Genomic DNA, 21,615 nt, shown 5'->3' with positions numbered 1-21,615 from the left:
TCCTCCTCAGACCTTCGCCCGGTAACGGCGGTTTTTGTCGAAATATTCCGCCAGCGCCAGCGTGATCAGCAACAGCGCCACGATGACGAGCGAGAAGAAGCTTGGCACACCGAGCCGACGCGCCGCGCTTTCCCCACCGATTGTCAGAGCGGAAAACAGGAAGACATAGGCGATGGAGCCAAAGCCGTTGAGCCGCGCGAGGAAAACCAGCGGCACCACCGTGAGGCTATAGGCCGGGTTCCAGTCCGCGCGAACATTTCCTTGCGTACCCAGAATATCCACAGCGCCTGACAATCCGGCGAGGCCTGCCGAAATGGCAAAGACGGCAATAGTCAGCTTCGGAACCGACAGACCGGCATGAACGGCGGCGCGTGGATTGGCGCCGACCAGCCGCAATTTCATGCCAAACGAGGTTTTCGTCATCATCAGATGCATAGCGATGATAACAACGAGACCGATGATCAGGCCCGACGAAATGGTCGTATCGAACAGTTTCGGCAAGCGCGCATCCACCGGAAGCGTGCGCGTTTGCGGGGTCGTCGTCGCCGGATCAAGAAAGGCAAGCTTCACCAGCACATTGGCCAGCGAAACGCCAAGGAAGCTCATCATCAAGGTGGTGATGATTTCATTGATCCCATGCCACGCCTTCAGCATGGCGGGCAGCAGGCCCCAGACTGCACCGACCGCCAGACCGATCACCAGACCGACAGCAAGGTTGAGCCAGATTGGCAATCCAGCCGTGTGCATAAGCGGCGTCGTGGCCGCGACAATGACCGCTGCCAGCAGAAACTGCCCGTCGCCGCCGAGATTCCAGATGCCAGCGCGGAAAGCCACGATCAGACTTGCCGCGATCAGCAGAAATGGCCCCATACGGGTCAGCGTTGCCGAAAGGCCGGACGGCGACAAAATCCCCCGTTCGACCACATAGGCATAGTAACTTAAAGGATTGACGCCCATGGCGAGCAGGATCAGCCCACCCAGAACAAGGGCCGCGACCAGCGGTCCAACGCTGACGGCAAGGATTCTGCCCCACGCGGAAAAAGGCGGACGTGTCATCTGTCCAGCCATCCCAGCCGTGCCGGCTTGCTGATCGCTCATTCTTCTTCTCCGGTACTCATCAGACGGCCGATGGCATCGCGCGCGCCTGCTCCATTTTGGACCGTGCCGAGCACTCTGCCCTGGTCGATCACGGCTATTCTGTCGGCAAGCTCCAGAAGCTCGTCCAGATCGGTGGAAATCAGCAACACCGCCTTGCCAGCATCTGCGGCATCGCGAATACGCTGACGGGTGGCCCGAATGTTTTTCACGTCGAGCCCATAGGTCGGCTTTGCAAAAATCACCGCTTCGGCTGCGCCCGTCAGTTCGCGTGCCAGCAGAACCTTCTGGATATTGCCGCCCGACAAGGTGCCAACCGGCGTCTGGACATCCGGCGTGCGGATATCGAAATTGCGAACATGTTCGGCAGCCTGAGCGCGGATCTGTTGCGGCTTTTCCAGCCCTTTGCGCCAGAATGGCGCAGCGCCAATGTCTTTCAGCAGAAAGTTGGTGGCGACCGCGAAAGCGCCCACCGTTCCCTCGCCCAGACGATCATCCGTCACGTAGCGCAAGCCTGCCGTACGGCGCTCGCCCACCGAAAGCGCGCCGATTTCAGTCCCGTGCAAGCGAACGCTTCCAACGGATGGAGCCTGACCCGCAAGCGCTTCTGCCAACTCCTTCTGGCCATTGCCGTCGATACCGGCAATTCCCAGAACTTCCCGTGCACGGATTGTCAGCGAAACATCGCGAACCGGAATACGCCCCGCGCTGGAATTCAGCTTTTCGACCGTCAGCACTGTGGCACCCAGATCGCGACTGACACGTGGCGCGGTTTCACTGTCGCCCGTGGCGGCATTGCCGAACATGAGCTGGATGATATTGGCTGTGTTTTCTGCATCGGTATGGGATTTCAGCTCTTCCGGCGCGATAGCGCCAGCGTTCTTGCCGAGGCGCAGCACGGAAATCCGGTCGCCATAGGCAAGCGCCTCGTTAAGCTTGTGGGTAATGAATATGACCGCGAGCCCTTCCGCCACGAGCCGCCGCATCAACTGCCCCAGCGACACGGCCTCGTTTGGCGTCAGCATGGCTGTCGCCTCGTCAAGGATCAGGCAGCGGCTGCCGCGCATCAAGGCACGCAGAATTTCCACCTGTTGGCGTTCGCCAAGTGACAGGCTGGAGACCAGTGCAAAAGGATCGACCCGCAATCCCACGCGGCTTGCCGTTTCGTTGATCCGCTTCGCAACGCCGCTGCGATCCGGTTTCCGCCACCAAGCGCCACCAAGCGTAAAATTGTCGACGACCGTCAAACTCGGCACCAGCATGGAATGCTGGAACACCGTGCCGATCCCCAACGACAAGGCATGGCGGGGCGATGTGATGTTGACCTGTGCGCCATCCACCTCGATCCAGCCATCGTCGGGCTGCTGCAGACCGGATAACATGCCGACAAGAGTGGATTTACCCGCGCCGTTTTCGCCAAGGAGAACATGAACCTCCCCCGGCCAGATATCTGTACTGACATTATTATTGGCGACGACACCCGGAAAGCGCTTGGTTATGCCGCGCAGAGCGACAAAGGGCATGCCCGAAGAACTGACCGGAGAATTTATTGCGTGTGATGAAAGAGGGACTACTTTTTCTGTTGTCGCCTGCATCAAACTGTCCTTCATGGAAGTCCGTCTCGTCGCGACCGGATGGATCACGACGATGCCCGGAAACAACGAGACGGATATTCGAGCGCAGTGCGTCCTTTCGGACGCACAAAATTCGCTCTCACTGCTTTATCCATGCATCCTGCATTTCAGAAATCGAACCCGATTTCTGAGCCGATGCTTGAGCAAGCTGGTTACTTGGAAGCGACCGTTTTCACCAACGCATGCACGCTGTCGGCATCGAACTTCGGCTCAACCTTGATCTCGCCGGAGACAACCTTGGCCTGAAGATCTTCGATCTCCTTCCACACATTGTCCGGGATATTCTTGGTCTTCAGAAGACGCAGGCTGCCGTCATCCAGCTTGATATTATAGTTGTGGCTGCCGTACTTGCCGTCCTTTAGGTCCTGAATCATCGCCGCATAAACGGGTTTCAGATCCCAGATGACGGAGGACAGTAGGAAGCCCTTGTCGATCGGGCTCTTGTCGCCGATAACGTCGATGAAATAGGCCTTGCCGCCATCCGTGGCAGGTGTGGTCTCAACGGCCTGCAACATGCCGAAGCTGGAACCGTTGCCCTGTCCGAAGATAACGTCAGCGCCAGAAGCGATAACCGTTTCCGTCACGCGCTTGCCGCCTGCAGCATCCGCATAGGCAGCTGGTCCAATGACGGCATAGCGAACTTCAACCGCCGGGTTTTCAGCCTTCACGCCCTGCGCAAAAGCAACCGACATGTTGTTCCACGATGGCGGCTCACCCGAAACGACAATACCGACGACCTTGGTGCGGCTGACCTTGGCAGCGAGACGACCGGCGAGATAAGCACCATCGCTACCGGCGGCGGTGTAGTCGGCCACCTTGCCCGCGGAAAGCTTGTCCGGGCTGTCGACAATCGCGACGGGAACCTTCATTTCCTCACCGATTTCCGGCGCGGCGGTGTTGTAGCCGGAAGCGTGCGCGATCAGTAGACCAGCGCCATCTTCGGCAAGTTCGCGCAGCGTTGGGCGCACGTCGCCATAGCCGAGATTTTCTGCGACCACGACCTTCACACCGGCGGCCTCGCCAGCGGCCTTGGCGGCTGCCACGCCCTGCTGGTTCCAGCCCATGTCGGTTCCCATTTCCGGGGCCAGAATTGCGATTGATTTGATATCTTCCGCCAATGCAGTACTGGCCATCCAGCCGCTTACTGCAAGAGCAAGCACAGCTTTACTTACTGTACTGATTCCCATTTTCTTCATTTTGTCGTTCCCTATTGTAGAATTTTGTTGACTATTTCTTACTCTCCGGTTGAATCTTAAGTACAAACGGGAGAAAAGTTTGAAAATGCGAATTCACCTTACCTTTCTTGCTACAGCACTTCTTGGATTAAACACCGCGCAGGCCGCCATCAGCGGCCAGTCGCTCGACATCACCGTCGAAAACAGTGGAAAGACTTCACTGGCATGTTCGGCTGCTTTCGCGCACTGGTTCTCCGCCGATCTTGGCGAAGTTGCACCCGGCGCGAGCCGTTCATTCAGCTTTGGTGTCGATGTGAAGACAGGCAATGTCTTCCAGTTGAACTCGGTCGGCGACAAGATGGCCGTGCAGCGCATCTGGTGCGGGCACAAGGGCGATGACTGGGCAACACGCGCCGAAATTCCGATGGAGCGCCGCGCAGGCGTGACGCCGGAACCGGTGCATCTGCGCTGCGAGGCAGGCGTCAAGGCAACCCGATGCGCCGCCCCATAGCGGCGCTCGACCAAGCCCTGGATTGGGCGAATTGCCAATCTGTTACAGCCTCGCATCTGACCCCTCCATTTGGAACGAAGCGGGTCCGAAACGCAGATCACCGAAAGATCTCTGCTGCGCATGAACCTCACCCCGATTGACAGTGCGAGAATACGATAGCATGATCATACCGTAATACAATATTGAAAATCGACTAGCGGTGAATTTGCAGAAAATCCTTGCATCCATTTGGATATAAAGGAAAATTTTAAAATCGGCCGCAGATCAGCATTCATAAGAGAGAGAAAATGCGCACAGCAATTGTTACCGGAGCGAGCCGCGGACTGGGGAAAGCCTTCGCTATCGGACTGGCAAAAGACAGGTTCGCACTTGGACTTTGCGCCCGTGATGCGGCAGCTCTGGAAGAGACTGCGGAGACTGCACGCGCCGCTGGTGCGCCAAAAGTTGTCATCACTGCCGCCGATCTTTCACAACCGGGTGCAGCAGAAAAAGTTGTAGCCGATACGCTCGCCGTCACCGGACGGATCGATGCTTTGATCAACAATGCGGGTGCGACCAAGCGCGGCGACTTTCTGTCGCTCAGCGATGACGACTTTCTAGAGGGCTTTGCGCTCAAGTTTCATGCCACCGTGCGGTTTTGTCGGGCCGCATGGCCTGCCCTTGTCGAGAGCAAAGGCAGTATCGTGAATATATCGGGTGTCGGCGCACATACGCCCGAGCCCGACTTCACGATTGGCGGCTCGGTCAACTCAGCCCTGATCAACTTTACAAAGGCGATTTCAAAGCGCGCCCAAGGCACCGGCATGCGGATCAATACGCTCTGCCCCGGCCATATCGTGACCGACCGGCTGCTGCGTCGTATCGAAGTGCTGGCGAAGGAACGGAATATCTCTCTGGATGCAGCACGCGACGCGCTACGTGACGCGCAGGGCATCCAGCGTTATGGAGAAGCCGATGAAGTTGCCGACGTTGTGCGCTTTCTTTGCAGCCCTGCGGCTGCCTATGTGCATGGCACCGTCATCAATGTCGACGGTGGTGCGACGCCGGGAATATGATCCCGGCACCGAACTTTCGGCTTAAGAAGCGCTGGCCTCTTCGGCCAGCCGCTCGCGCAGAATAGCGATTGCGACCTTGCCTGCATTCATGACGTGATAAGCCGCCGCCTTGCGGGCTTCCTTGCCGCGTCTGGCTGCCAGATGACCGACAACCTCTTCCAACTCGGTGAGGCTTTCGCGCGTTCTGCCCGGTGCGCCGAGCGACGTTGCGCGGAGAACCATGACGCGGGCGTTCAGTGACGACAGCGTATGCCCCAGCGCCTCATTATGCGCACCGTAAATCAGGCAATCATAGAAGGCGTTCTTGGCCGTCAGCCGTTCCAGAGGATCAGTTATCTTGTCGCTGTTCTTCAGCACTTCGAATGCGGCCTTGAGGGCTGCAATGTCGTCATCGGTTGCATTCTGAGCGAACAACTCGCAGGCAAGACCTTCCAGTTCGATACGAACCTGATAGATGCCCTCGGCCTGTTCGGGTTTCAACCGCGCGACGATGGGGCCGCGATGCGGCACCACTTCCACGAGACCTTCACTCTCCAGCTGACGTAGCGCTTCGCGCACAGCCGTGCGGCTCACGCCAGTCATTTCGCACAAATCACGTTCCGTGATACGTTGTCCGGCGGTGAAATACCCGATCGCGATAGAGTTACGGATACTTTCCGTAACGCTATGACGGACCGGTGCTGCAGCCTTTATCACTTTGAAATCAATAGGTGGGTTTTTTCCGTTCATCAATATCGCCATAAGTTTGCGCCCCATAAGCGAAAAGCGGGCATATTACCGTATTACTATACGATAACTGCACTTTTTGAAAGCATCCCATTGTTCTCTCTGCCCGTTTTAGGTGCAGAACGTTAAGCTGGCGCCTCTTCAATCACCGCCATAGCCGCCGCAACGCCTGCGCCAACGTCGATATTCGGCACGCCTGCCGCCTTGATACCGCCTGCAATGGCAGCAACCGAGACGAGCGAATAGGTCGGACGTGCTGTCGGCCCCATATGTCCGATGCGGGTCAGTTTGCCGAGCGTTTCCCCGCGCCCTGACGAAAAGACGACACCATAGCGGTCACGGATCGCCGCCCGCAATTTCGCCTCATCCACCCCTTCCGGGATCGCCACAGCCGTACAGGTCGGCGATGCGATTTCTTCCCGCGCTGCCCAGAGTTCCAGACCCGCGGCCTGAATGCCTGCGCGGCAGGCTTTGGCCGTCCAGGCATGGCGCGCCCAGACGGCCTGTTCACCCTCTTCCAGATAGAGGTCGAGCGCCGCATCCAGCGCATTGATTTCGGAAACAGATGGCGTGAAAGGAAATGGCTTATGGGCTTCATGGGCACGCTTCCAATCGATGATCGACAGGATGGAAGCTGTCGGCGCATTGGGATTGGCAGCGATTTTCTCCCAAGCGGCATCGCTGACATGCAGAAGCGTCAGCCCGGGAGGGCAACCGAGACACTTGTTCGGACCGGTCACGAACATATCGGCATGCGCCGTTTCAGGCAGCACATCCATGCCGCCGAAGGCCGATACGGAATCGACGATGAACAATTTGCCCGCAGCCTGAACGACCGCTCCGATCTCCGCGACCGGATTGACCGTGCCGGATGGCGTATCGTGGTGGCAGATCGACACAATCGCAACATCGGGACGCTTTTTGAGGAAGTCAGCCACGGCTTCAGCCGTCAGCACCTCATTATAGGGCACTTCCAGCTCGACCACTTCCTTGGCATAGCGCGCAGCCCAGTAGCCAAACCCTTTTCCGTAGACGCCCGAAACGAGATTGAGCACCACATCGTTTCTGGTGATCAGCGAAGCAGCAGCCGCTTCCAGCCCAAGAACAGGCTCTCCATGCAGGATAACCGGCGGTGTCTTGGTATGAAACACGCGCTGCACCTTGGCATTCACAGCCTCGTAGAACGCAAGAAACGCCGGGTCGTAATCATAGAGCACCGGTCGCGACAAGGCACGCAACACAGCCGGATAGGCATCGACGGGACCGGTGGTCAGCGTAAAAATCGGGTCGGCAATTTTTCCTGCATTCATTTCGTTCTCCCTTGCTTATGCTTTTATGTCGATGCGCTATCTGGCTCGCGCCAGGCCGAGAAATGACGTGGCGTCGGCGGCATTCTCTATCCCTTCAAGGGCAGCGATCAGCGCCTCGCCGTCGATTGCAATTCCGCGCCAGTCGATCTGCGCCTTGAATTTCTGCGCCAGTTCGGCGTTGCTCATTGGATGAGCCAGCCCGCCCTTGGCGCCATCAATCCTGCGCACCAGTTTGCGCCCATCCTCAAGCAGAACGCAAACCTCAACTGCCTCGAAAGAGAATGACGGATCGTCGGCAAAGGACAGTTTTTCACCCAGCGCCTTCAGTTCAGGATCGGCCACAGCGGCATCGGAGAAAGCCGCCAGATCGGCCTTGCCCCATAACAAGCTGACCGCGACTGCATGTTGGGCGCTGACCTGCGCCAGCCTCCCGGTTGCAACGCCCGGCCTGTCCGTGCGCTGGCGGAGCAACGGGTGGCCGGTCAGTGTTACAGCGGTAATGGCATCGGCCCGCAGACCGCCTTCACCTTGCAGTTCAAGGCAAGCTTCAATCACCGGATTGAGCACTACACCGCATGGATAGGGCTTGAATGTGTTCTTCAGGATTTCCCAATCGTTGCCAAGGCCGCCGGTCAACGCGTCATAATCAGGCGTATCGGAATGCAAAGCCAGAAAGCCGCGCACTCCCTCCAGCGGTTCTGCCGGGCCGGTATATCCATCGGCTGCCAGCAGAGCGGACATAAGGCCGGATCGCGCCGCCTGCCCCACGGAAAGGCTTTTGGACATGGTGCCCAAGGTTTCAACCGAGCCGGATGCCTGTGCCAAAGCATGGCCCAGCCCATCGACCAGTTGCGACGGGGAAAGCCGCAACAGCCGACCTGCCGCCAGTGCGGCACCAAATGTCCCGCAGGTCGAGGTAATGTGCCACCCGCGTGCATAATGAACCGGATGAAGCGCATTGCCCAACCGGCACGTCACTTCCGCACCAAGCACGAAGGCCTCGATCAGATCGGCACCTGATACCGGACGCCCTTCCCCGGCCATGGCTTCGGCCAATGCCAGAATGGCTGGCGCGACGGGTGCCGATGGATGAATGACTGTCGGCACATGCGTGTCGTCAAAGTCGAATATGTTGGCGGAAGCGGCATTGATATAAGCAGCCCAAAGCATGTCGGCCCGCTCGGAGCGGCCAATGACGCTTGCTTTCGCCGGCCCTGAAAAAGCTGGCAGCATGGCCGCCAGCTTTTGTATCGCCGCTTCGTTTGAACCGCCTATGGCCGTTCCGACCATATTGAGCAATGAGCGCCGTCCCGCAGCGCGCACTGCTTCGGGCAAAGCTGGCGGAGAATGGACGAACTCCGCCAGAGTGAGGCTTAAACCCTTCATGTCATGCGCCAGCTGCTTTGCCGCGCACCTCGGCACCCGCCCATTTCTCGAGCGGACGAATGATTGCGGTCATGTCGGCATCCGCACCGAGATCGGCCTTGGTGATCGAAAAAAGCATGCGCACCGCATTACCCACCATCATGGGCACACCAAGCCGTTCCGCTTCTTCGAGGCACAAACGGATATCCTTGAGCGACAAGCCGATTGCAAAACCGAAATCGAAACCGCGCGGCAGCACGAAGCGCGGGATTTTATCGGCGCTTGCGGAGGTGCGGCCGGAACCGGCATTCAGGACTTCGATCATGACATCGGCATCAAGGCCAGCCTTGGCACCCATGACCATGGCTTCAGAGGTGATCGCCAATGCAGCAGCCGAACAGATATTGTTGATCAGCTTCATCACCTGCGCCTTGCCCGGCTCTTCGGCGACACGGATCACCTTGCCAAGCGCGAGCAGCATCGGCTCCACGACCGAAAAATGCGCCGAAGGACCAGCAGCCATGAGCGCAAGCGTGCCCTTCTTGGCACCTGCGACACCGCCCGAAACCGGACTATCAATCAGGGCAATGCCCGCAGCCGACAATATTTCAGCCAGATCCATCTCGGCTTTCGGCCCGGTGGTCGACAAATCGACGACGCGCTTTACCGCGCCGGGATTGGCCGCAATGCTGCGCCCGACAGCGATCACCACCTCGGGCGTCGGCAAAGACAGGAAGATCGTCTCTGCGCGCGCGGTCAATTCGCCGATGGTGCCAGCCTCTTCCGCCCCTGCGGCAACCAATGCGGCCACCGCCGCTTCGGCGCGGTCATTCACGGCAAGCTTGTAGCCTGCACCGATGATGCGCTCCGCCATAGGGCGTCCCATATTGCCAAGGCCGACAAAACCGACTTCACTCATTCCACTCTCCTGTTATCGCGGTCGCGCCATCAGGCAAACGACCAGCCATTATCCACCGGTATCGCCGCACCGTTGATTCCTTCGCTGGCAGCGCCGCAAAGGAACAGCGCCAAGGCCGTCACCGTCTCCATCGGAATAAATTTGCCACCCGGCTGACGGGTGGAAAGGAAAAGACGCGTCGCCTCTTCAGTGCTGATGCCTTTTTCCGCGGCCAGCACATCAATGCGGCCAAGGGCAGAATCGGTTGCCATCAGTCCGGGGCAGATCGCGTTGCAGGTGATTGCGGTTGAGGCCAGTTCCAGCGCGACCGTCCGCGTCAGGCCGATCATTGCGTGTTTAGTGGTGACATAATCCGCACGACCGGCCAGCGCGATCAGGCTGTAAACCGACGCCATATTGACGATCCGCCCCCAACCCCGGGCCTGCATGCCAGGCAGACAGGCGCGAATCAGCCGAAAGGGCGCAGACAAATTGACCTCCAGCGCCTTGTCCCAATCGGAATCGGCCAGCGCCTGTACCGGCGACATTTTACGAATAACGGCATTATTGACCAGAATATCGATGCCGCCCAACTGTTCGGTTGCAGTCGCTGCAAGACGGTCTGCTGCACCGGCCTGGGAAAGATCAATCATCAGCGAGCCGACCGGCTGGCCTGTTTCACGGCTCAGCGCCGTCGCGGCATCGCTTACTTCGGGCAGAATATCGGTCAGAAACACACGATCTCCGGCCTTAGCAAAGCTGCGGGCCAGCTCCAGTCCGAGGCCAAGGGCCGAACCGGTAATCAGAACGCCACGTCCCGTTGCAAGCGTCATCGCGCCAGCTCCTCCCACGTCAAACTTGGCGCAACGTCGAGCCGAACGACGATCCCCTCCAGTTCAGCCGAAGGGGCAGAATAGGCCTGCATGACCGCCGGGTCGTGGCCCGGAACAATATGATCGAGGCTTGGCGCCAGTTCGGTCAGCCGGGCATAGCCGCGAATAAGAGAGGCTTCATCGTAGAGCACGGGAAATGGATTACGGTGCTCCATATTGGCGTAAAAATGCGTTGCATCGGAAGCCAGAACCACCCAGCCACGCGCAGTATAGACGCGAACCGCCTGCAAACCGGCGCTGTGGCCCGGCACGGCATGGAGCCAGAAACCGGGCGAGAGCTCGCGATCACCCCGATGAAACTCAATCCTGCCCGCATAGAGGCTTCGGATATAGGCAACGATGTTTTCAACATCGAACGGAGCGCGCGCTTTCGGGTCGCACATGCAGGGGCCTGTGGCGTGTCCTGCCTCATCAACCTGCAAATGAAAATGCGCTGCCGGAAAATCGCCAAGCGTTCCCGCATGATCGTAGTGGAGATGTGTCAGTACGACCTGGGACACCTTGCCTGCATCCACGCCGAGAAGCGCCAGCGCATCCACCGGCTTACGCAGCAAGGTCCGCCCGCGTGCATCGGCTGCATCCTGCCCAAAGCCGGTATCGATGACGAAAACCTCGTCACCGCGCCGGGCAAGCCAGACAAAATAGTCGAGATCGGCACCCGACTCATGCGGATCCGAAACATGCAGAAAATTGTCTTTGATCGTTCGCCCGCCATGGGTGGCGTAACGCAAGGCATAAAGCTCGAAGGGCGCTATTTCCCCGTCAGATCCCGTTATCGGCTCCGCCATGATCCTCCCACCCCACAAGCGTGTTCGACGTCGATGCGCCAAACAATTTCATCTTAGCCTACAGTATGACCGTAATCTTGTCATACAATCTATTGACAGGTCAAGTCCGGCATGTCTAACCTTGGGGCAATAAGAAAGACAAAACCACGGGGACAAGCTGGCGCACAGCCACCTTAACGGAGAGATGTATGACTCGTCCTGAATTCAACGGTGAACAATTCCAAAAGGGGTTGAAGGTTCGGCGCGAAGTGCTTGGCGAGGCTTATGTCGCGCCGTCGCTGGCCAATGCCGACGATCTGACCGCACCGCTTCAAAAGCTCGTCACCGAATGGTGCTGGGGTGAAATCTGGACCCGCCCCGGTCTCGAGCGCAAGACACGCAGTTTTCTCAACCTCGCCATGCTGACGGCGCTGAACCGTCCGCATGAAATCAAGATCCACGTTCGTGGCGCCTTGAACAATGGCATCACCGAAAACGAGATCGTCGAGGTCATTCTTCAGGCCGCGATTTATTGCGGTGTGCCTGCCGCGCTCGACGCCATGCGCGTTGCTTCGGATGTGATCCGGCAAATGCGTGAAGAAAAGGCCGAAAGCGCCTGATTTATATAACCGGAAACGCTCCATAAAACCGGGGAACACCGGCGATTCCAATTGCAAATAGGAGGCCCAATGACACAGGGAACAGCTACAAAACCAGCCAGCACGCCGCATCGGCTGAAGACCGGCGCGGAATATAAGGAGTCCCTCAAGGACAACCGCCAGATCTGGGTCGGCGGTTCGAAACTGAACTCCGTTTATGACGAGCCCGCGCTGGCCAAGGGCATCGACCTTCTGGCCTCGATGTTCGACGATCAGTTCACTGAAGAACATGCCGACGCCACCACCTATTACGACGAAAAGGCAGGGGCCATTCTCAGCCGTTCGTGGCAGATTCCGCGCACCAAGGAAGATCTGGCCGCCCGTCGCCGCATGATCGAATATACTTCGCTCAAGACCGCCGGCACCTTCGGACGCCCGCCAGATCTCGCGCCTTCCATCGTTGTTGGTCTCTATGCCTATCTGCCGACCTTCAAGAAGAAGAAGTCGCTTATCGACGGCATTGATCCGGACTTCGCCGAAAACATCGAACGCTACATGGAATATGGTCAGAACAACAACCTGACCGCGTCGGAAAGCCTCGCCGGACCGCAGGCCGACCGTTCCTCGCCAAAGGCCTCGGAAGCATCGCTTCTGAAGGCGCGCAAGGTAACGAAGGACGGCGTCTATATCTATGGCGCCAAGACTGTCGGCTCGATTGCAGCTCAGGCCAACGATATTTTCTTCACCAATCTCGGCGGCATTCAGGAAACTCCTGCGGATGCCTGCATCTGGGGTTCGGTGCCAATCGACACGCCCGGCATCAAGATGATCTCGCGCGAAATGGTTTCGCAGCCATTGTCGAGCAAGTTCGACCATCCGGTATCGAGCCTCGGCGAAGAAGCCGACCAGTTCATCGTGTTCGACAATGTTTTCGTACCGAAGGAACGGCTTTTCAACCTCGGCGATCCGACGGCGATGAGCTATTACGGCCCGGTCTGCGTCTTCGCGCATTGGCATGTTCTGACCCGTCTCGCCGTGAAGGCGGAACTGTTCGTCGGCGCAGGCCAGATGGTTCTCGATTATCTCGGCACCGGTAAAATTCCAGCCGTGCAGATGATGCTGGGCCAGCTGGTCGAATATGCGCAGACGCTCCGCGCCTTCGTCACCGCTGCCGAAGCACTGGCTGTCCCGACCGAAGGCGATGTCATGCGCCCCGATGTCGGCATGCTGACCGCCGGTCGCCTGTATTCGATCGAAAACTACCCGAAGATCATCCATATCCTTCAGGAATTGTGTGGTCAGGGTCTGGTAATGCGCTTCGGCAAGAAGGCGTTCGACAATCCGGAAGTCGGCCACTTCCTGCATGAACTGCTGCCCGGACATGGCGTATCGGCCATGGTCAAGGAACAGCTGATGAATTTCATCTGGGATATGACCTCCGGCTCGCTGGCTGGCCGCGTTGCCCTGTTTGAAAACGTCAACGCCACACCGGCTCCGGCCCTGCGCGCCCGACTCTATAATGAAGTCAAGCGTGACGGCTATGTCGCCCAGGTGAAGAAGATCGCCGGGATCGAGTAAAGCTCTGACGACCCCGCCTGATGCCAATCGGGCGGGGTTTCTTCTTTCGCGACATGTTGGAGATTGCGATGGATCAGTCCACGCTTATCGACCGCTTTTATAGCGCTTACGCTTCGCGCGATGCCGAAGGAGCGGCTTCGCTTTATCACGCCGATGGCTGGCACGAGGAAGTCGCCATGGCAAAACGCCGTCAGGGACACGCCGCTCTGGCCGAGGGGCTAACCGGTTTCTGGCGCATGCTACCCGATGTTGCATGGGAACGGCGCGGCTATATCCGCTCGGGCAATCAAGTTGCGGTTCCCTATCACATGACCGGCACCTTCACGCCGCGTGGCGACAATGTCGAACCGCGCCAGATCGCGCTTGACGGTCTGCATATATTCGAGTTCCAAGACGGTCTGCTGGCGGGCACCAAAGACATGTGGGACCTCGATCTTTTCAAAGCGCAGATGAGTTGAGACGATGAATGATCTGGCGAAACTCGACGGCATCGCGATTGCCGGTCTGATCTCCAGCAAGGAGATCAGCGCAAGCGAAGTTCTCGAAACCACGATTGAACGGATCGAGCGGCTCAACCCGCAGCTCAATGCCGTCGTGCACCCGCATTACGATCTCGCACGCAAGCAGGTCACTGACGGCTTGGCCAAAAGCCCGCTTTCAGGCGTTCCGATGCTGTTGAAGAATACCGGCTTCGAAGCGGAAGGCATGCTTCTGTCGAGTGGATCGGAACTGCTGCGCAATGTCGTCAGCAAACACGATTCCACTATCACCGCGCGCTATAAAGCGGCGGGCATGGTGATTGTCGGCAAATCCAACACGCCGGAATTTGCGCTGAGCTTCACAACCGAATCCGACGCCTTCGGCCCAACGCGCAATCCGTGGGATACCAACCGCACGGCGGGCGGTTCATCCGGCGGCTCGACTGCGGCTGTCGCCAGCGGCATGGTGCCGCTTGCCAACAGTTCGGACGGCGCAGGTTCCACACGCCTTCCTGCCAGCCATTGCGGTCTTTTCGGGTTCAAGCCGTCGCGGCTGGTCAATCCTGTCGGGCCTGTCGCCGCTGAAGCCATCGGCGGCATGTCCACACCACACGCTGTCACCTGGTCGGTGCGCGACAATGCAGCCATGCTTGACGTGACAGGCGGCAGCGATCTTGGCGACCCATGGGCGTCTCCCGCCGCCACGCCGGGCAGCTATCTGGCGGCAGTCGACAAAACACCGCCGCGCCTCAAGGTCGCGATGATTGTTACTGCGCCGGACGGCAGCCCTATTGACCCCGACATGGTTGAAAGCGTGCGCGCCACGGCGCGTTTGCTGGAAGACCTCGGACACAGTGTCGAAGAAGTTGCCGATGCGGGCTATGACGCGGAAGCGCTGAAAGCGGCATGGCGTGTCATCGTCGGCGTCAACGCGGCTTTGGGTGTCAGCGGCGGCGATGCAGCCTCCGCCAACATCGCCAAGCTTGAACCTGTCAATCAGCAATGGGTCCGCGAAGCGCTGGCGATACCCGGCACCCGCTATTTATGGGCCGTCAACCAGCTTCACGCTTCAGCGCGCGCGCTTGGCCGCTTCTTCAGCACATATGACGTCATGCTGACCCCTGCTGCTGCGGAACCCGCGCCGCTCTTGGGCAAGCTCGCTGGTCAGGGCAAGAACATCGACGAATTCTACGATCTGTTCTGGTCGCATTCGCCTTTCACCGCTGTTTTCAACACATCCGGCTGCCCGGCCATGTCGGTTCCACTCGGCATGAGTTCCCATGGCCTGCCCATCGGCTCGCATCTCGGTGCAGGTTTTGGAAACGACGCACTGCTTTTCGCGCTGGCGGCGGAGCTTGAACGCGCCGCTCCCTGGATCGACCGACGCCCATCCATATTCGGCTGAGGAAATGTTTGATGAACAACTCTGAAATCCTTGCCCTTGATGCTCGCGACATCGCCGCTGCCGTAGCCTCCGGTGCTCTCAGCGCCCGTGCTGTAACGGAAGCCTATCTTGAACGCATTGCCGATAGAGACGGCCCGGTCATGGCGTGGCAGCACCTTGATGCCGCCCAAGTGCGCGCCGCCGCCGATGCGATGGATGCCGCAGGGGCCAAGGGGCCGCTGGCTGGCGTCCCGATTGGCGTCAAGGATGTCATCGACACTGCCGATATGCCAACGGGCTATGGCACGAGTATCTATGAGGGCTTTCAGCCGCCATGGGATGCGCCAGCCGTGCAGATCACCCGCAATGCGGGCGGCTTGATCCTGGGCAAGACAGTGAGCACGGAACTTGCCATGGCAAGCCCGAACAAAACCCGTAACCCGCACAATCCCGCCCATACGCCGGGCGGATCGTCATCCGGTTCCTGTGCTGCTGTTGCCGCTGGCATGGTGCCTCTGGCCTATGGCACGCAAACTTCCGGTTCGGTTATTCGCCCTGCAAGCTTTTGCGGTGTGACCGCCTTCAAGCCAACCTTCGGCGCGATCAATACGGTCGGGATTAAGGTGCTCTGCCATGGGCTGGATACGCTCGGCATTCTCAGCCGTAACATTGGCGACGCAGCCCATTGCGCAGCGGTGCTGACCGGCAAATCCGAACTCGCCGCTCTTACACCTCCGGCGCGCCCTCGCATCGGCGTCCTGCTCGGCACGCGGCTCGAAAAGGCGGAAGCCTATGCAATCGACATCGTCAACCGGCTGGCTTCGCTTGCGGAAGCATCCGGCGCAGACGTAACCGTGCTGGCCACTCCGTCATGGTTTGACGGAATTTTCGATTTGCATGAAGCCGTCATGGGCTGGGAAGTCACCCAGTCGCTCGTCTCCGAGACCAGCCGCTATTGGGATCGGCTGACACCCGTTACCCGCGCCATGATGGAAGATCAGGGTCGCGTCGATGAAGCCCGCTATCGTGCCGCCATGGTCGAAATTCCGGGCATCCGCCTCATGATGGACTCGATCCTGTCGCGCTTCGATGCGGTGCTGACGCTGGCCGCCCCGGGCGAAGCGCCGGAAGGAACGCCGACTGGCGACCCGATTTTCAACCGGTTGTGGAGTGTCCTGCAAGTGCCGCTCATCTGCCTCCCGGCAGGCAAAGGCCCGAAGGGATTGCCAGTCGGCGTCCAGCTTGTCGGCGCTCGCGGCGCCGACCACCGGCTCGCCTCAGCGGCGCTCTTTCTTGAAACCGTGCTTGCTGCAAAAGGAGGCACCCTATGATCCAGCCAGCTACCGATCAGCTGACCGATGATTTTCGCTCTGCCATGCGTCAGCTTGCGGCGACGGTGAACATCATCACCGCCGGTGAAGGCGATCAGCGGCGCGGCCTGACAGCAACTGCCGTCTGCTCCATGTCGCTGACGCCGCCTTCCATGCTTGTCTGTGTCAATCGCTTCGGCGAGGCGCACAAGGCCATCACTTCAGCAGGAAGCTTCTGCGTCAATATTCTCGCCGACCGCCAGCGTGAGGTCGCCATGCGCTTTGCAGGCCAGATCGGCCAGATGGGCGAAGACAAGTTTGCGCCCTATCGCTGGACAAACCTTGCGACGGGTGCTCCGGCTCTCGATGACGCCATGGCCAATCTCGATTGTGAGATCGCCACGGTCTCCGAGACGGACAGCCATTCGATTTTCATCGGCAATGTAAAGGCAATCCGCTTCGGACCCGAAACATCGCCACTGCTGCACTACAACCGCAACTTTTTCACACTGGCAAACCAAAACGCACTCTAGAGCGGTTTCAGCAGAGGTTGAATCGTAATAACCGCTCTAGCCTTTTGTTTTGTCGCACATCTTATCCGAAAACAGCTTCGCACTTTTCGGGATGTGCACTAGCAACCCGACAGAGTGGGAACAGGCTGCACCAGAAAAATCATAATAACAAATAGATAGAGCACTTTCTTCATCGGGACTGGCCGACGTGCTCTCTGGTGCAGCCACAATGTCAAACGGGCAGACGCCCAATGGAGGTATCATATCATGTCAATCAGCGACGCTCAGTTCCTGAAGGGCTGGAGACAGGTGCTCGAAATGTGCAACCTGAAAGCTGGCGAACAGGTCACCATTCTGACGAGTGACGACAGCAACAAGCAGATCGCCTACATCGCCAAGCTTGCGGCTTCCGATCTTGGCGCAGTTGTCACCGAACTGAACCTTGCTCCGGTCAACGCCGAAAAAGCGATCTCGCCAGACAAGTCTGGCTATATCGGCAAGACGCCGCTCGACGGCAATTCGGCAGCACTGGCCTGCCTCATGGCGTCCGACATGGTCATCGACACATTGCAGCTTCTGTTTTCCAAGGAACAGGAAGAAGTGCTGAAGACCGGCACGCGCATGCTGCTGGCGGTGGAACCACCGGCAATCATGATGCGCCAGATCCCGCGCCCGGAAGACAAGCTGCGCGTTCTCGCTGCCGCCAAGAAGATCGGCGCGGCCAAGGAAGTGCATGTGACCTCGAAAGCCGGTACGGATTTCCGCTGCCGCCTCGGTCAATATCCGGTTCTGACGCAATATGGCCTTGCCGATGAGCCGGGCCGCTGGGACCATTGGCCAAGCTGCTTTTCCGCCCGCTGGCCGGATGAAGGCAGTGCCGAAGGCACCATCGTCATTGACGAAGGTGACATCCTGCTGCCGTTCAAAAAATACGCACGCGCGCCGATTACGGTCACCATCGAAAAAGGCTTTATCGTCGATATCAAGGGCGGTTACGACGCCGAGTTCATGCGCAAGTTCATGGACAGCTTCAATGATCCCCGCGCCTATGCCATGGCCCATGTCGGCTGGGGTCTGGAAAACCGCGCCAACTGGACGGTGCTCGGCCTATACAACCCCGAGGCACAGCTCGGCATGGATGCGCGCTCCTTCGCAGGCAATTTCCTGTGGTCGTCGGGTCCGAATACCGAAGCCGGCGGCGATCGTGATACGCCATGCCATCTCGACATTCCGCTGCGCAATTGCTCTGTCTCTCTCGATGGCGAAGTCATGACACTGGAAGGCGTCGTGGTTCCTGCGGATCAGAAGTAAGGCCATGGCACAATACGACGTGGCAATCATCGGCGCCGGCTCTGCTGGCGCCCTTCTCGCCGCACGGCTGAGCGAAGATCCGGCGCGGCAGGTCGTGCTGATCGAGGCTGGCGGCGAGCCGACAGACCCCGATATCTGGAAACCGGCCATGTGGCCCGCCATCCAGCATCGCCCCTATGATTGGGATTATAATACCGTCCCACAGCCGGGTGCTGCCGGTCGAAGCTTTGCATGGGCGCGTGGCAAGGCGTTGGGCGGCTCCAGCCTGCTTCATGCCATGGGTTATATGCGCGGCCATCCTGCCGACTTTGCCGCCTGGGCGGAAGCGACGGGCGATGAGCGCTGGAGTTGGGAAGGTTTGCAGAAAGCCTTCATGGCCAACGAAGACCATGCGCTGGGCGGCGACGGCGTCCACGGCAAGGACGGCCCGATGCCGGTATGGATACCGGATGAGGAGGTCAGCCCCCTGACCCGTGCCTTCATCGAAGCGGGTGCTGCACTTGGCCTGCCCCGAATTCCCGGTCATAGCACCGGGCAGATGATTGGCGTCACGCCGAACTCGCTGATGATCCGCGACGGCCGACGCATCACGGTTGCCGAAGCATGGCTGACGCCGAGCGTACGCGCGCGTCCCAACCTGACGATACTGACAGGTACAAAGACCCGACATCTCAATTTCGACAATACCCGCGTCGTGGGTCTTGAAGTCGTCGGCCCGGAAGGTTCCGCCACGATCACTGCCGACCACATCATCCTTTCGGCGGGTTCACTGGAAGGCCCGGCCCTTCTCATGCGTTCCGGCATTGGGCCGGAAGGCGTGTTGCGTGAGGCTGGTGTGATCTGCCGCATCAAATCGCCTGAACTGGGTCGCAATCTGATGGATCACCTGCTGGGCGCGGGCAATCTCTATGCTGCCAGACAAAAACTTGCGCCATCCCGTCTGCAACATTCGGAGAGCATGGCCTATATGCGCGCCGATGGCACCGCGACAGACGGCCAGCCTGAAATCGTCGTCGGATGTGGCGTTGCGCCCATTGTGTCGGAACTCTTCACGGCACCGGCACCGGGTAGCGCCTATTCCTTCCTGTTCGGCGTTACGCACCCCACAAGCCGGGGTGAAATACGCATAACCGGCGCAGGACTGGACGATCCTCTGCGGATCGACCCGCAATATCTCCAGACCGAGAACGACCGGCGATTGTTTCGGGCAGCCCTTGCGGCTGCGCGGGAAATCGGCCATCGCCCCGAGCTGGACGAATGGCGCGACCACGAAATTCTCCCCGGAGCCGTTGAAACCGAGGACGATATCGACACCTTCATTGCCAAGGCTGCCATCACGCATCACCACCCATCGGGAACCTGCCGCATGGGCAAGGATGCAGCAGCGGTGGTCGATCCCGACCTGCGCCTGAATGGTTTGGATAATGTCTATGTGGTGGATGGATCTGTTCTGCCGAGCCTGACCGCAGGCCCCATTCACGCAGCCATTCAGGCCATCGCCGAGCGCTTTGCCAGCGACTTCATCGGCAAGGTAAATTGACGCACCGGGCGCGCTTGCCGCTACTGCGGAGCGCGCCTGTCTACCAGTCAGTATTCGTTTGCCTTGCCATGCGGCATTATCCTTAGCCGGACACGCAAAACGCCTTTTGACAGGCGTCCTTTAGCTGTATTTGCGAACCGCCTTCCTCCACCAATTCCGTAATGTTTTTCTTCCACTAAGGGCTATTCGTCTGCGCAACAGCAGTTACATTGCGGTTGACGTGTGGGTCACTTTATGGGAGGTAATTATGATGCATCATACAGCAAATATCGGGCGTCATCATGTATGATTATTGTCTGGTTGGCGGCGGCATTGTCGGCCTTGCCACGGCCCTCACCATTGTCCGGCAGAAGCCTTCAGCCCGTATTCTGGTGCTGGAGAAAGAAAATGCCGTTGCGATGCATCAGACCGGCCATAATAGCGGCGTGATTCACGCTGGCATCTATTACCAGCCCGGCAGCTTCAAGGCGGAGCTTTGCCGCGCTGGCGAGCGCATGACAAAGCAGTTCTGCGACGAGAACAACATCGCCTATCGCGTTCCCGGCAAGCTTGTCGTGGCGACAAACGATATCGAAGTGCAGCGCCTCTCTGCGCTTGAAACCAATGCAGCCGCGAACGGTATCACTTGCCGTCGTCTCAGTGGCGGCGAATTGCACGAATTCGAACCCGCCGTGACCGGACTTGCCGCTTTGCTGGTCGAGCAGAGCGGCATTGTCGATTATCGTGCGGTATGCCGCGCAATGGCTGATCTCATTCGCGCCGCAGGCGGCGATATCGAATTCAATGTCAGTGTCGACCGCATTGAAGAATGCAGCGATATTGTCCGCGTTCATACGCGTGAGAAAGTCTGGGAATGCAAGCAGGTCATCGCCTGCGCTGGCTTGCAGGCTGACCGCCTTGCCCGCCGGTCCGGCGTCGATGTCGACTTCCAGATCGTGCCGTTTCGTGGCGAATATTACGCCTTGCGGCCTGAACTGAACAAACTTGTCGAACGCATGATCTATCCGGTTCCAGACCCTTCAATGCCCTTTCTCGGCATTCATCTGACACCGATGATCGACGGCAGCCTGACCGTCGGTCCTAACGCCGTTCTGGGCCTGTCACGCGAGGGATATCCGAAATTCTCGGCCAATTTGCGCGATATGGCGACCTATGCGGCCTTTCCGGGCTTCTGGAAAGTGATTACCGCCAATATTTCGTCCGGGCTGGAAGAAATGAAGGATAGTCTGTTCAAGAAGAGCTATCTGGAAAAGTGCCGAAAATATTGTCCTTCCCTGCAGGAGAGCGACCTGCGTCCTTACCGGGCGGGAATAAGGGCACAGGCCGTTTCGCGAGATGGCAAGCTTATTCACGACTTCAAGTTCCACCAGACCAAACGTGTGCTGCATGTGTGCAATGCGCCGTCTCCCGCAGCCACCTCGGCCATACCCATCGGCAATCTGATCTTCCAACGCTTACAAACAGACAATTGAG

The 21,615-nt window shown here is 58.8% G+C and carries 20 protein-coding genes; 11 read left to right on the top strand and 9 right to left on the bottom strand.

Annotated features, from left to right (window positions below; all coding sequences use genetic code 11):
- Positions 1 to 6 precede the first annotated feature (6 nt).
- The 3 genes from QBD01_RS10095 to QBD01_RS10085 all read right to left on the bottom strand — a co-directional run bounded on the left by QBD01_RS10095 (position 7) and on the right by QBD01_RS10085 (position 3,925).
- Positions 7 to 1,098 carry an ABC transporter permease gene (locus QBD01_RS10095; RefSeq protein WP_182519713.1) on the bottom strand — a complete coding sequence of 364 codons (1,092 nt, stop codon included), beginning with the start codon at positions 1,096 to 1,098 and terminating at the stop codon, positions 7 to 9.
- Positions 1,095 to 2,690, bottom strand: a complete 1,596-nt coding sequence (locus tag QBD01_RS10090; RefSeq protein ID WP_280992670.1) for an ABC transporter ATP-binding protein — start codon at positions 2,688 to 2,690, stop codon at positions 1,095 to 1,097. The genes QBD01_RS10095 and QBD01_RS10090 overlap by 4 nt, the downstream gene beginning before the upstream one ends.
- A gap of 191 nt (positions 2,691 to 2,881) precedes the next feature.
- Entirely contained in the window at positions 2,882 to 3,925 is a 1,044-nt protein-coding gene (locus QBD01_RS10085; protein ID WP_078339141.1) for a BMP family protein, read from the bottom strand.
- A gap of 85 nt (positions 3,926 to 4,010) precedes the next feature.
- Between QBD01_RS10085 and QBD01_RS10080 the strand changes: the two genes are divergently transcribed.
- Positions 4,011 to 4,415 carry a hypothetical protein gene (locus QBD01_RS10080; RefSeq protein ID WP_078339143.1) on the top strand — a complete coding sequence of 135 codons (405 nt, stop codon included), beginning with the start codon at positions 4,011 to 4,013 and terminating at the stop codon, positions 4,413 to 4,415.
- A gap of 287 nt (positions 4,416 to 4,702) precedes the next feature.
- On the top strand, positions 4,703 to 5,470 hold the full coding sequence (locus tag QBD01_RS10075) for an SDR family oxidoreductase (RefSeq protein ID WP_280992669.1): 768 nt from the start codon (positions 4,703 to 4,705) through the stop codon (positions 5,468 to 5,470).
- Between the two features lie 21 nt (positions 5,471 to 5,491).
- Here QBD01_RS10075 and QBD01_RS10070 read toward each other — a convergent pair whose 3' ends face one another.
- The 6 genes from QBD01_RS10070 to QBD01_RS10045 form a co-directional block, all read right to left on the bottom strand.
- Entirely contained in the window at positions 5,492 to 6,199 is a 708-nt protein-coding gene (locus QBD01_RS10070; RefSeq protein WP_210238404.1) for a GntR family transcriptional regulator, read from the bottom strand.
- A gap of 122 nt (positions 6,200 to 6,321) precedes the next feature.
- Positions 6,322 to 7,506, bottom strand: a complete 1,185-nt coding sequence (ppaT, locus tag QBD01_RS10065; RefSeq protein WP_280992668.1) for a pyridoxamine--pyruvate transaminase — start codon at positions 7,504 to 7,506, stop codon at positions 6,322 to 6,324.
- Between the two features lie 36 nt (positions 7,507 to 7,542).
- On the bottom strand, positions 7,543 to 8,892 hold the full coding sequence (locus QBD01_RS10060; protein WP_280992667.1) for an MmgE/PrpD family protein: 1,350 nt from the start codon (positions 8,890 to 8,892) through the stop codon (positions 7,543 to 7,545).
- Between the two features lies 1 nt (position 8,893).
- Positions 8,894 to 9,790: an NAD(P)-dependent oxidoreductase gene (locus QBD01_RS10055; RefSeq protein WP_280992666.1), complete on the bottom strand. Its 897-nt coding sequence runs from the start codon at positions 9,788 to 9,790 to the stop codon at positions 8,894 to 8,896.
- Positions 9,791 to 9,819: 29 nt separating this feature from the next.
- A complete protein-coding gene (locus QBD01_RS10050; RefSeq protein WP_280992665.1) occupies positions 9,820 to 10,602 on the bottom strand; it encodes an SDR family oxidoreductase in 783 nt (260 codons plus the stop codon).
- Positions 10,599 to 11,450 carry an N-acyl homoserine lactonase family protein gene (locus QBD01_RS10045; RefSeq protein ID WP_280992664.1) on the bottom strand — a complete coding sequence of 284 codons (852 nt, stop codon included), beginning with the start codon at positions 11,448 to 11,450 and terminating at the stop codon, positions 10,599 to 10,601. Before QBD01_RS10045 ends, QBD01_RS10050 begins: the two co-directional genes overlap by 4 nt.
- 188 nt (positions 11,451 to 11,638) lie before the next feature.
- Between QBD01_RS10045 and QBD01_RS10040 the strand changes: the two genes are divergently transcribed.
- The 9 genes from QBD01_RS10040 to lhgO all read left to right on the top strand — a co-directional run bounded on the left by QBD01_RS10040 (position 11,639) and on the right by lhgO (position 21,614).
- Positions 11,639 to 12,049, top strand: a complete 411-nt coding sequence (locus QBD01_RS10040) for a carboxymuconolactone decarboxylase family protein (protein WP_182519706.1) — start codon at positions 11,639 to 11,641, stop codon at positions 12,047 to 12,049.
- A 69-nt stretch (positions 12,050 to 12,118) separates the two neighbouring features.
- Entirely contained in the window at positions 12,119 to 13,606 is a 1,488-nt protein-coding gene (locus QBD01_RS10035) for a 4-hydroxyphenylacetate 3-hydroxylase N-terminal domain-containing protein (protein WP_182519705.1), read from the top strand.
- 68 nt (positions 13,607 to 13,674) lie between these two features.
- Positions 13,675 to 14,064: a nuclear transport factor 2 family protein gene (locus QBD01_RS10030; RefSeq protein WP_280992663.1), complete on the top strand. Its 390-nt coding sequence runs from the start codon at positions 13,675 to 13,677 to the stop codon at positions 14,062 to 14,064.
- 4 nt (positions 14,065 to 14,068) lie between these two features.
- Positions 14,069 to 15,490, top strand: a complete 1,422-nt coding sequence (locus tag QBD01_RS10025; protein WP_280992662.1) for an amidase — start codon at positions 14,069 to 14,071, stop codon at positions 15,488 to 15,490.
- Between the two features lie 11 nt (positions 15,491 to 15,501).
- Complete coding sequence (locus QBD01_RS10020; RefSeq protein WP_280992661.1) at positions 15,502 to 16,800, top strand: amidase; 1,299 nt, start codon at positions 15,502 to 15,504, stop codon at positions 16,798 to 16,800.
- Entirely contained in the window at positions 16,797 to 17,312 is a 516-nt protein-coding gene (locus tag QBD01_RS10015; protein ID WP_280992660.1) for a flavin reductase family protein, read from the top strand. The genes QBD01_RS10020 and QBD01_RS10015 overlap by 4 nt, the downstream gene beginning before the upstream one ends.
- Positions 17,313 to 17,558: 246 nt before the next feature.
- The gene (locus tag QBD01_RS10010; protein WP_280992659.1) at positions 17,559 to 18,602 is read left to right on the top strand and encodes a 2,5-dihydroxypyridine 5,6-dioxygenase; all 1,044 of its coding nucleotides are present in this window, start codon (positions 17,559 to 17,561) and stop codon (positions 18,600 to 18,602) included.
- A gap of 4 nt (positions 18,603 to 18,606) precedes the next feature.
- Complete coding sequence (locus QBD01_RS10005; protein WP_280992658.1) at positions 18,607 to 20,142, top strand: GMC family oxidoreductase; 1,536 nt, start codon at positions 18,607 to 18,609, stop codon at positions 20,140 to 20,142.
- Positions 20,143 to 20,423: 281 nt separating this feature from the next.
- Entirely contained in the window at positions 20,424 to 21,614 is a 1,191-nt protein-coding gene (gene lhgO / locus QBD01_RS10000) for an L-2-hydroxyglutarate oxidase (protein WP_280992657.1), read from the top strand.
- Position 21,615: the final 1 nt, after the last annotated feature.

It is taken from the genome of Ochrobactrum sp. 19YEA23 (assembly GCF_029909865.1).
Classification (GTDB): Bacteria; Pseudomonadota; Alphaproteobacteria; order Rhizobiales; family Rhizobiaceae; genus Brucella; species Brucella gambitense.
The sequence above is the reverse complement of the archived record's forward strand: the minus strand, read 5'-3'. Positions and strand labels throughout refer to the sequence as shown.

What these genes read in the sequence shown, in the direction of transcription:
- QBD01_RS10095 (WP_182519713.1), bottom strand. Translation starts at nt 1,098, where the DNA reads ATGAGCGATCAGCAAGCCGGCACGGCTGGGATGGCTGGACAGATGACA.
- QBD01_RS10085 (WP_078339141.1), bottom strand. Translation starts at nt 3,925, where the DNA reads ATGAAGAAAATGGGAATCAGTACAGTAAGTAAAGCTGTGCTTGCTCTT.
- ppaT (WP_280992668.1), bottom strand. Translation starts at nt 7,506, where the DNA reads ATGAATGCAGGAAAAATTGCCGACCCGATTTTTACGCTGACCACCGGT.
- QBD01_RS10015 (WP_280992660.1), top strand. Translation starts at nt 16,797, where the DNA reads ATGATCCAGCCAGCTACCGATCAGCTGACCGATGATTTTCGCTCTGCC.
- QBD01_RS10070 (WP_210238404.1), bottom strand. Translation starts at nt 6,199, where the DNA reads ATGAACGGAAAAAACCCACCTATTGATTTCAAAGTGATAAAGGCTGCA.
- QBD01_RS10050 (WP_280992665.1), bottom strand. Translation starts at nt 10,602, where the DNA reads ATGACGCTTGCAACGGGACGTGGCGTTCTGATTACCGGTTCGGCCCTT.
- QBD01_RS10030 (WP_280992663.1), top strand. Translation starts at nt 13,675, where the DNA reads ATGGATCAGTCCACGCTTATCGACCGCTTTTATAGCGCTTACGCTTCG.
- QBD01_RS10080 (WP_078339143.1), top strand. Translation starts at nt 4,011, where the DNA reads ATGCGAATTCACCTTACCTTTCTTGCTACAGCACTTCTTGGATTAAAC.
- lhgO (WP_280992657.1), top strand. Translation starts at nt 20,424, where the DNA reads ATGTATGATTATTGTCTGGTTGGCGGCGGCATTGTCGGCCTTGCCACG.
- QBD01_RS10035 (WP_182519705.1), top strand. Translation starts at nt 12,119, where the DNA reads ATGACACAGGGAACAGCTACAAAACCAGCCAGCACGCCGCATCGGCTG.
- QBD01_RS10020 (WP_280992661.1), top strand. Translation starts at nt 15,502, where the DNA reads ATGAACAACTCTGAAATCCTTGCCCTTGATGCTCGCGACATCGCCGCT.
- QBD01_RS10005 (WP_280992658.1), top strand. Translation starts at nt 18,607, where the DNA reads ATGGCACAATACGACGTGGCAATCATCGGCGCCGGCTCTGCTGGCGCC.
- QBD01_RS10090 (WP_280992670.1), bottom strand. Translation starts at nt 2,690, where the DNA reads ATGCAGGCGACAACAGAAAAAGTAGTCCCTCTTTCATCACACGCAATA.
- QBD01_RS10025 (WP_280992662.1), top strand. Translation starts at nt 14,069, where the DNA reads ATGAATGATCTGGCGAAACTCGACGGCATCGCGATTGCCGGTCTGATC.
- QBD01_RS10075 (WP_280992669.1), top strand. Translation starts at nt 4,703, where the DNA reads ATGCGCACAGCAATTGTTACCGGAGCGAGCCGCGGACTGGGGAAAGCC.
- QBD01_RS10040 (WP_182519706.1), top strand. Translation starts at nt 11,639, where the DNA reads ATGACTCGTCCTGAATTCAACGGTGAACAATTCCAAAAGGGGTTGAAG.
- QBD01_RS10055 (WP_280992666.1), bottom strand. Translation starts at nt 9,790, where the DNA reads ATGAGTGAAGTCGGTTTTGTCGGCCTTGGCAATATGGGACGCCCTATG.
- QBD01_RS10010 (WP_280992659.1), top strand. Translation starts at nt 17,559, where the DNA reads ATGTCAATCAGCGACGCTCAGTTCCTGAAGGGCTGGAGACAGGTGCTC.
- QBD01_RS10045 (WP_280992664.1), bottom strand. Translation starts at nt 11,450, where the DNA reads ATGGCGGAGCCGATAACGGGATCTGACGGGGAAATAGCGCCCTTCGAG.
- QBD01_RS10060 (WP_280992667.1), bottom strand. Translation starts at nt 8,892, where the DNA reads ATGAAGGGTTTAAGCCTCACTCTGGCGGAGTTCGTCCATTCTCCGCCA.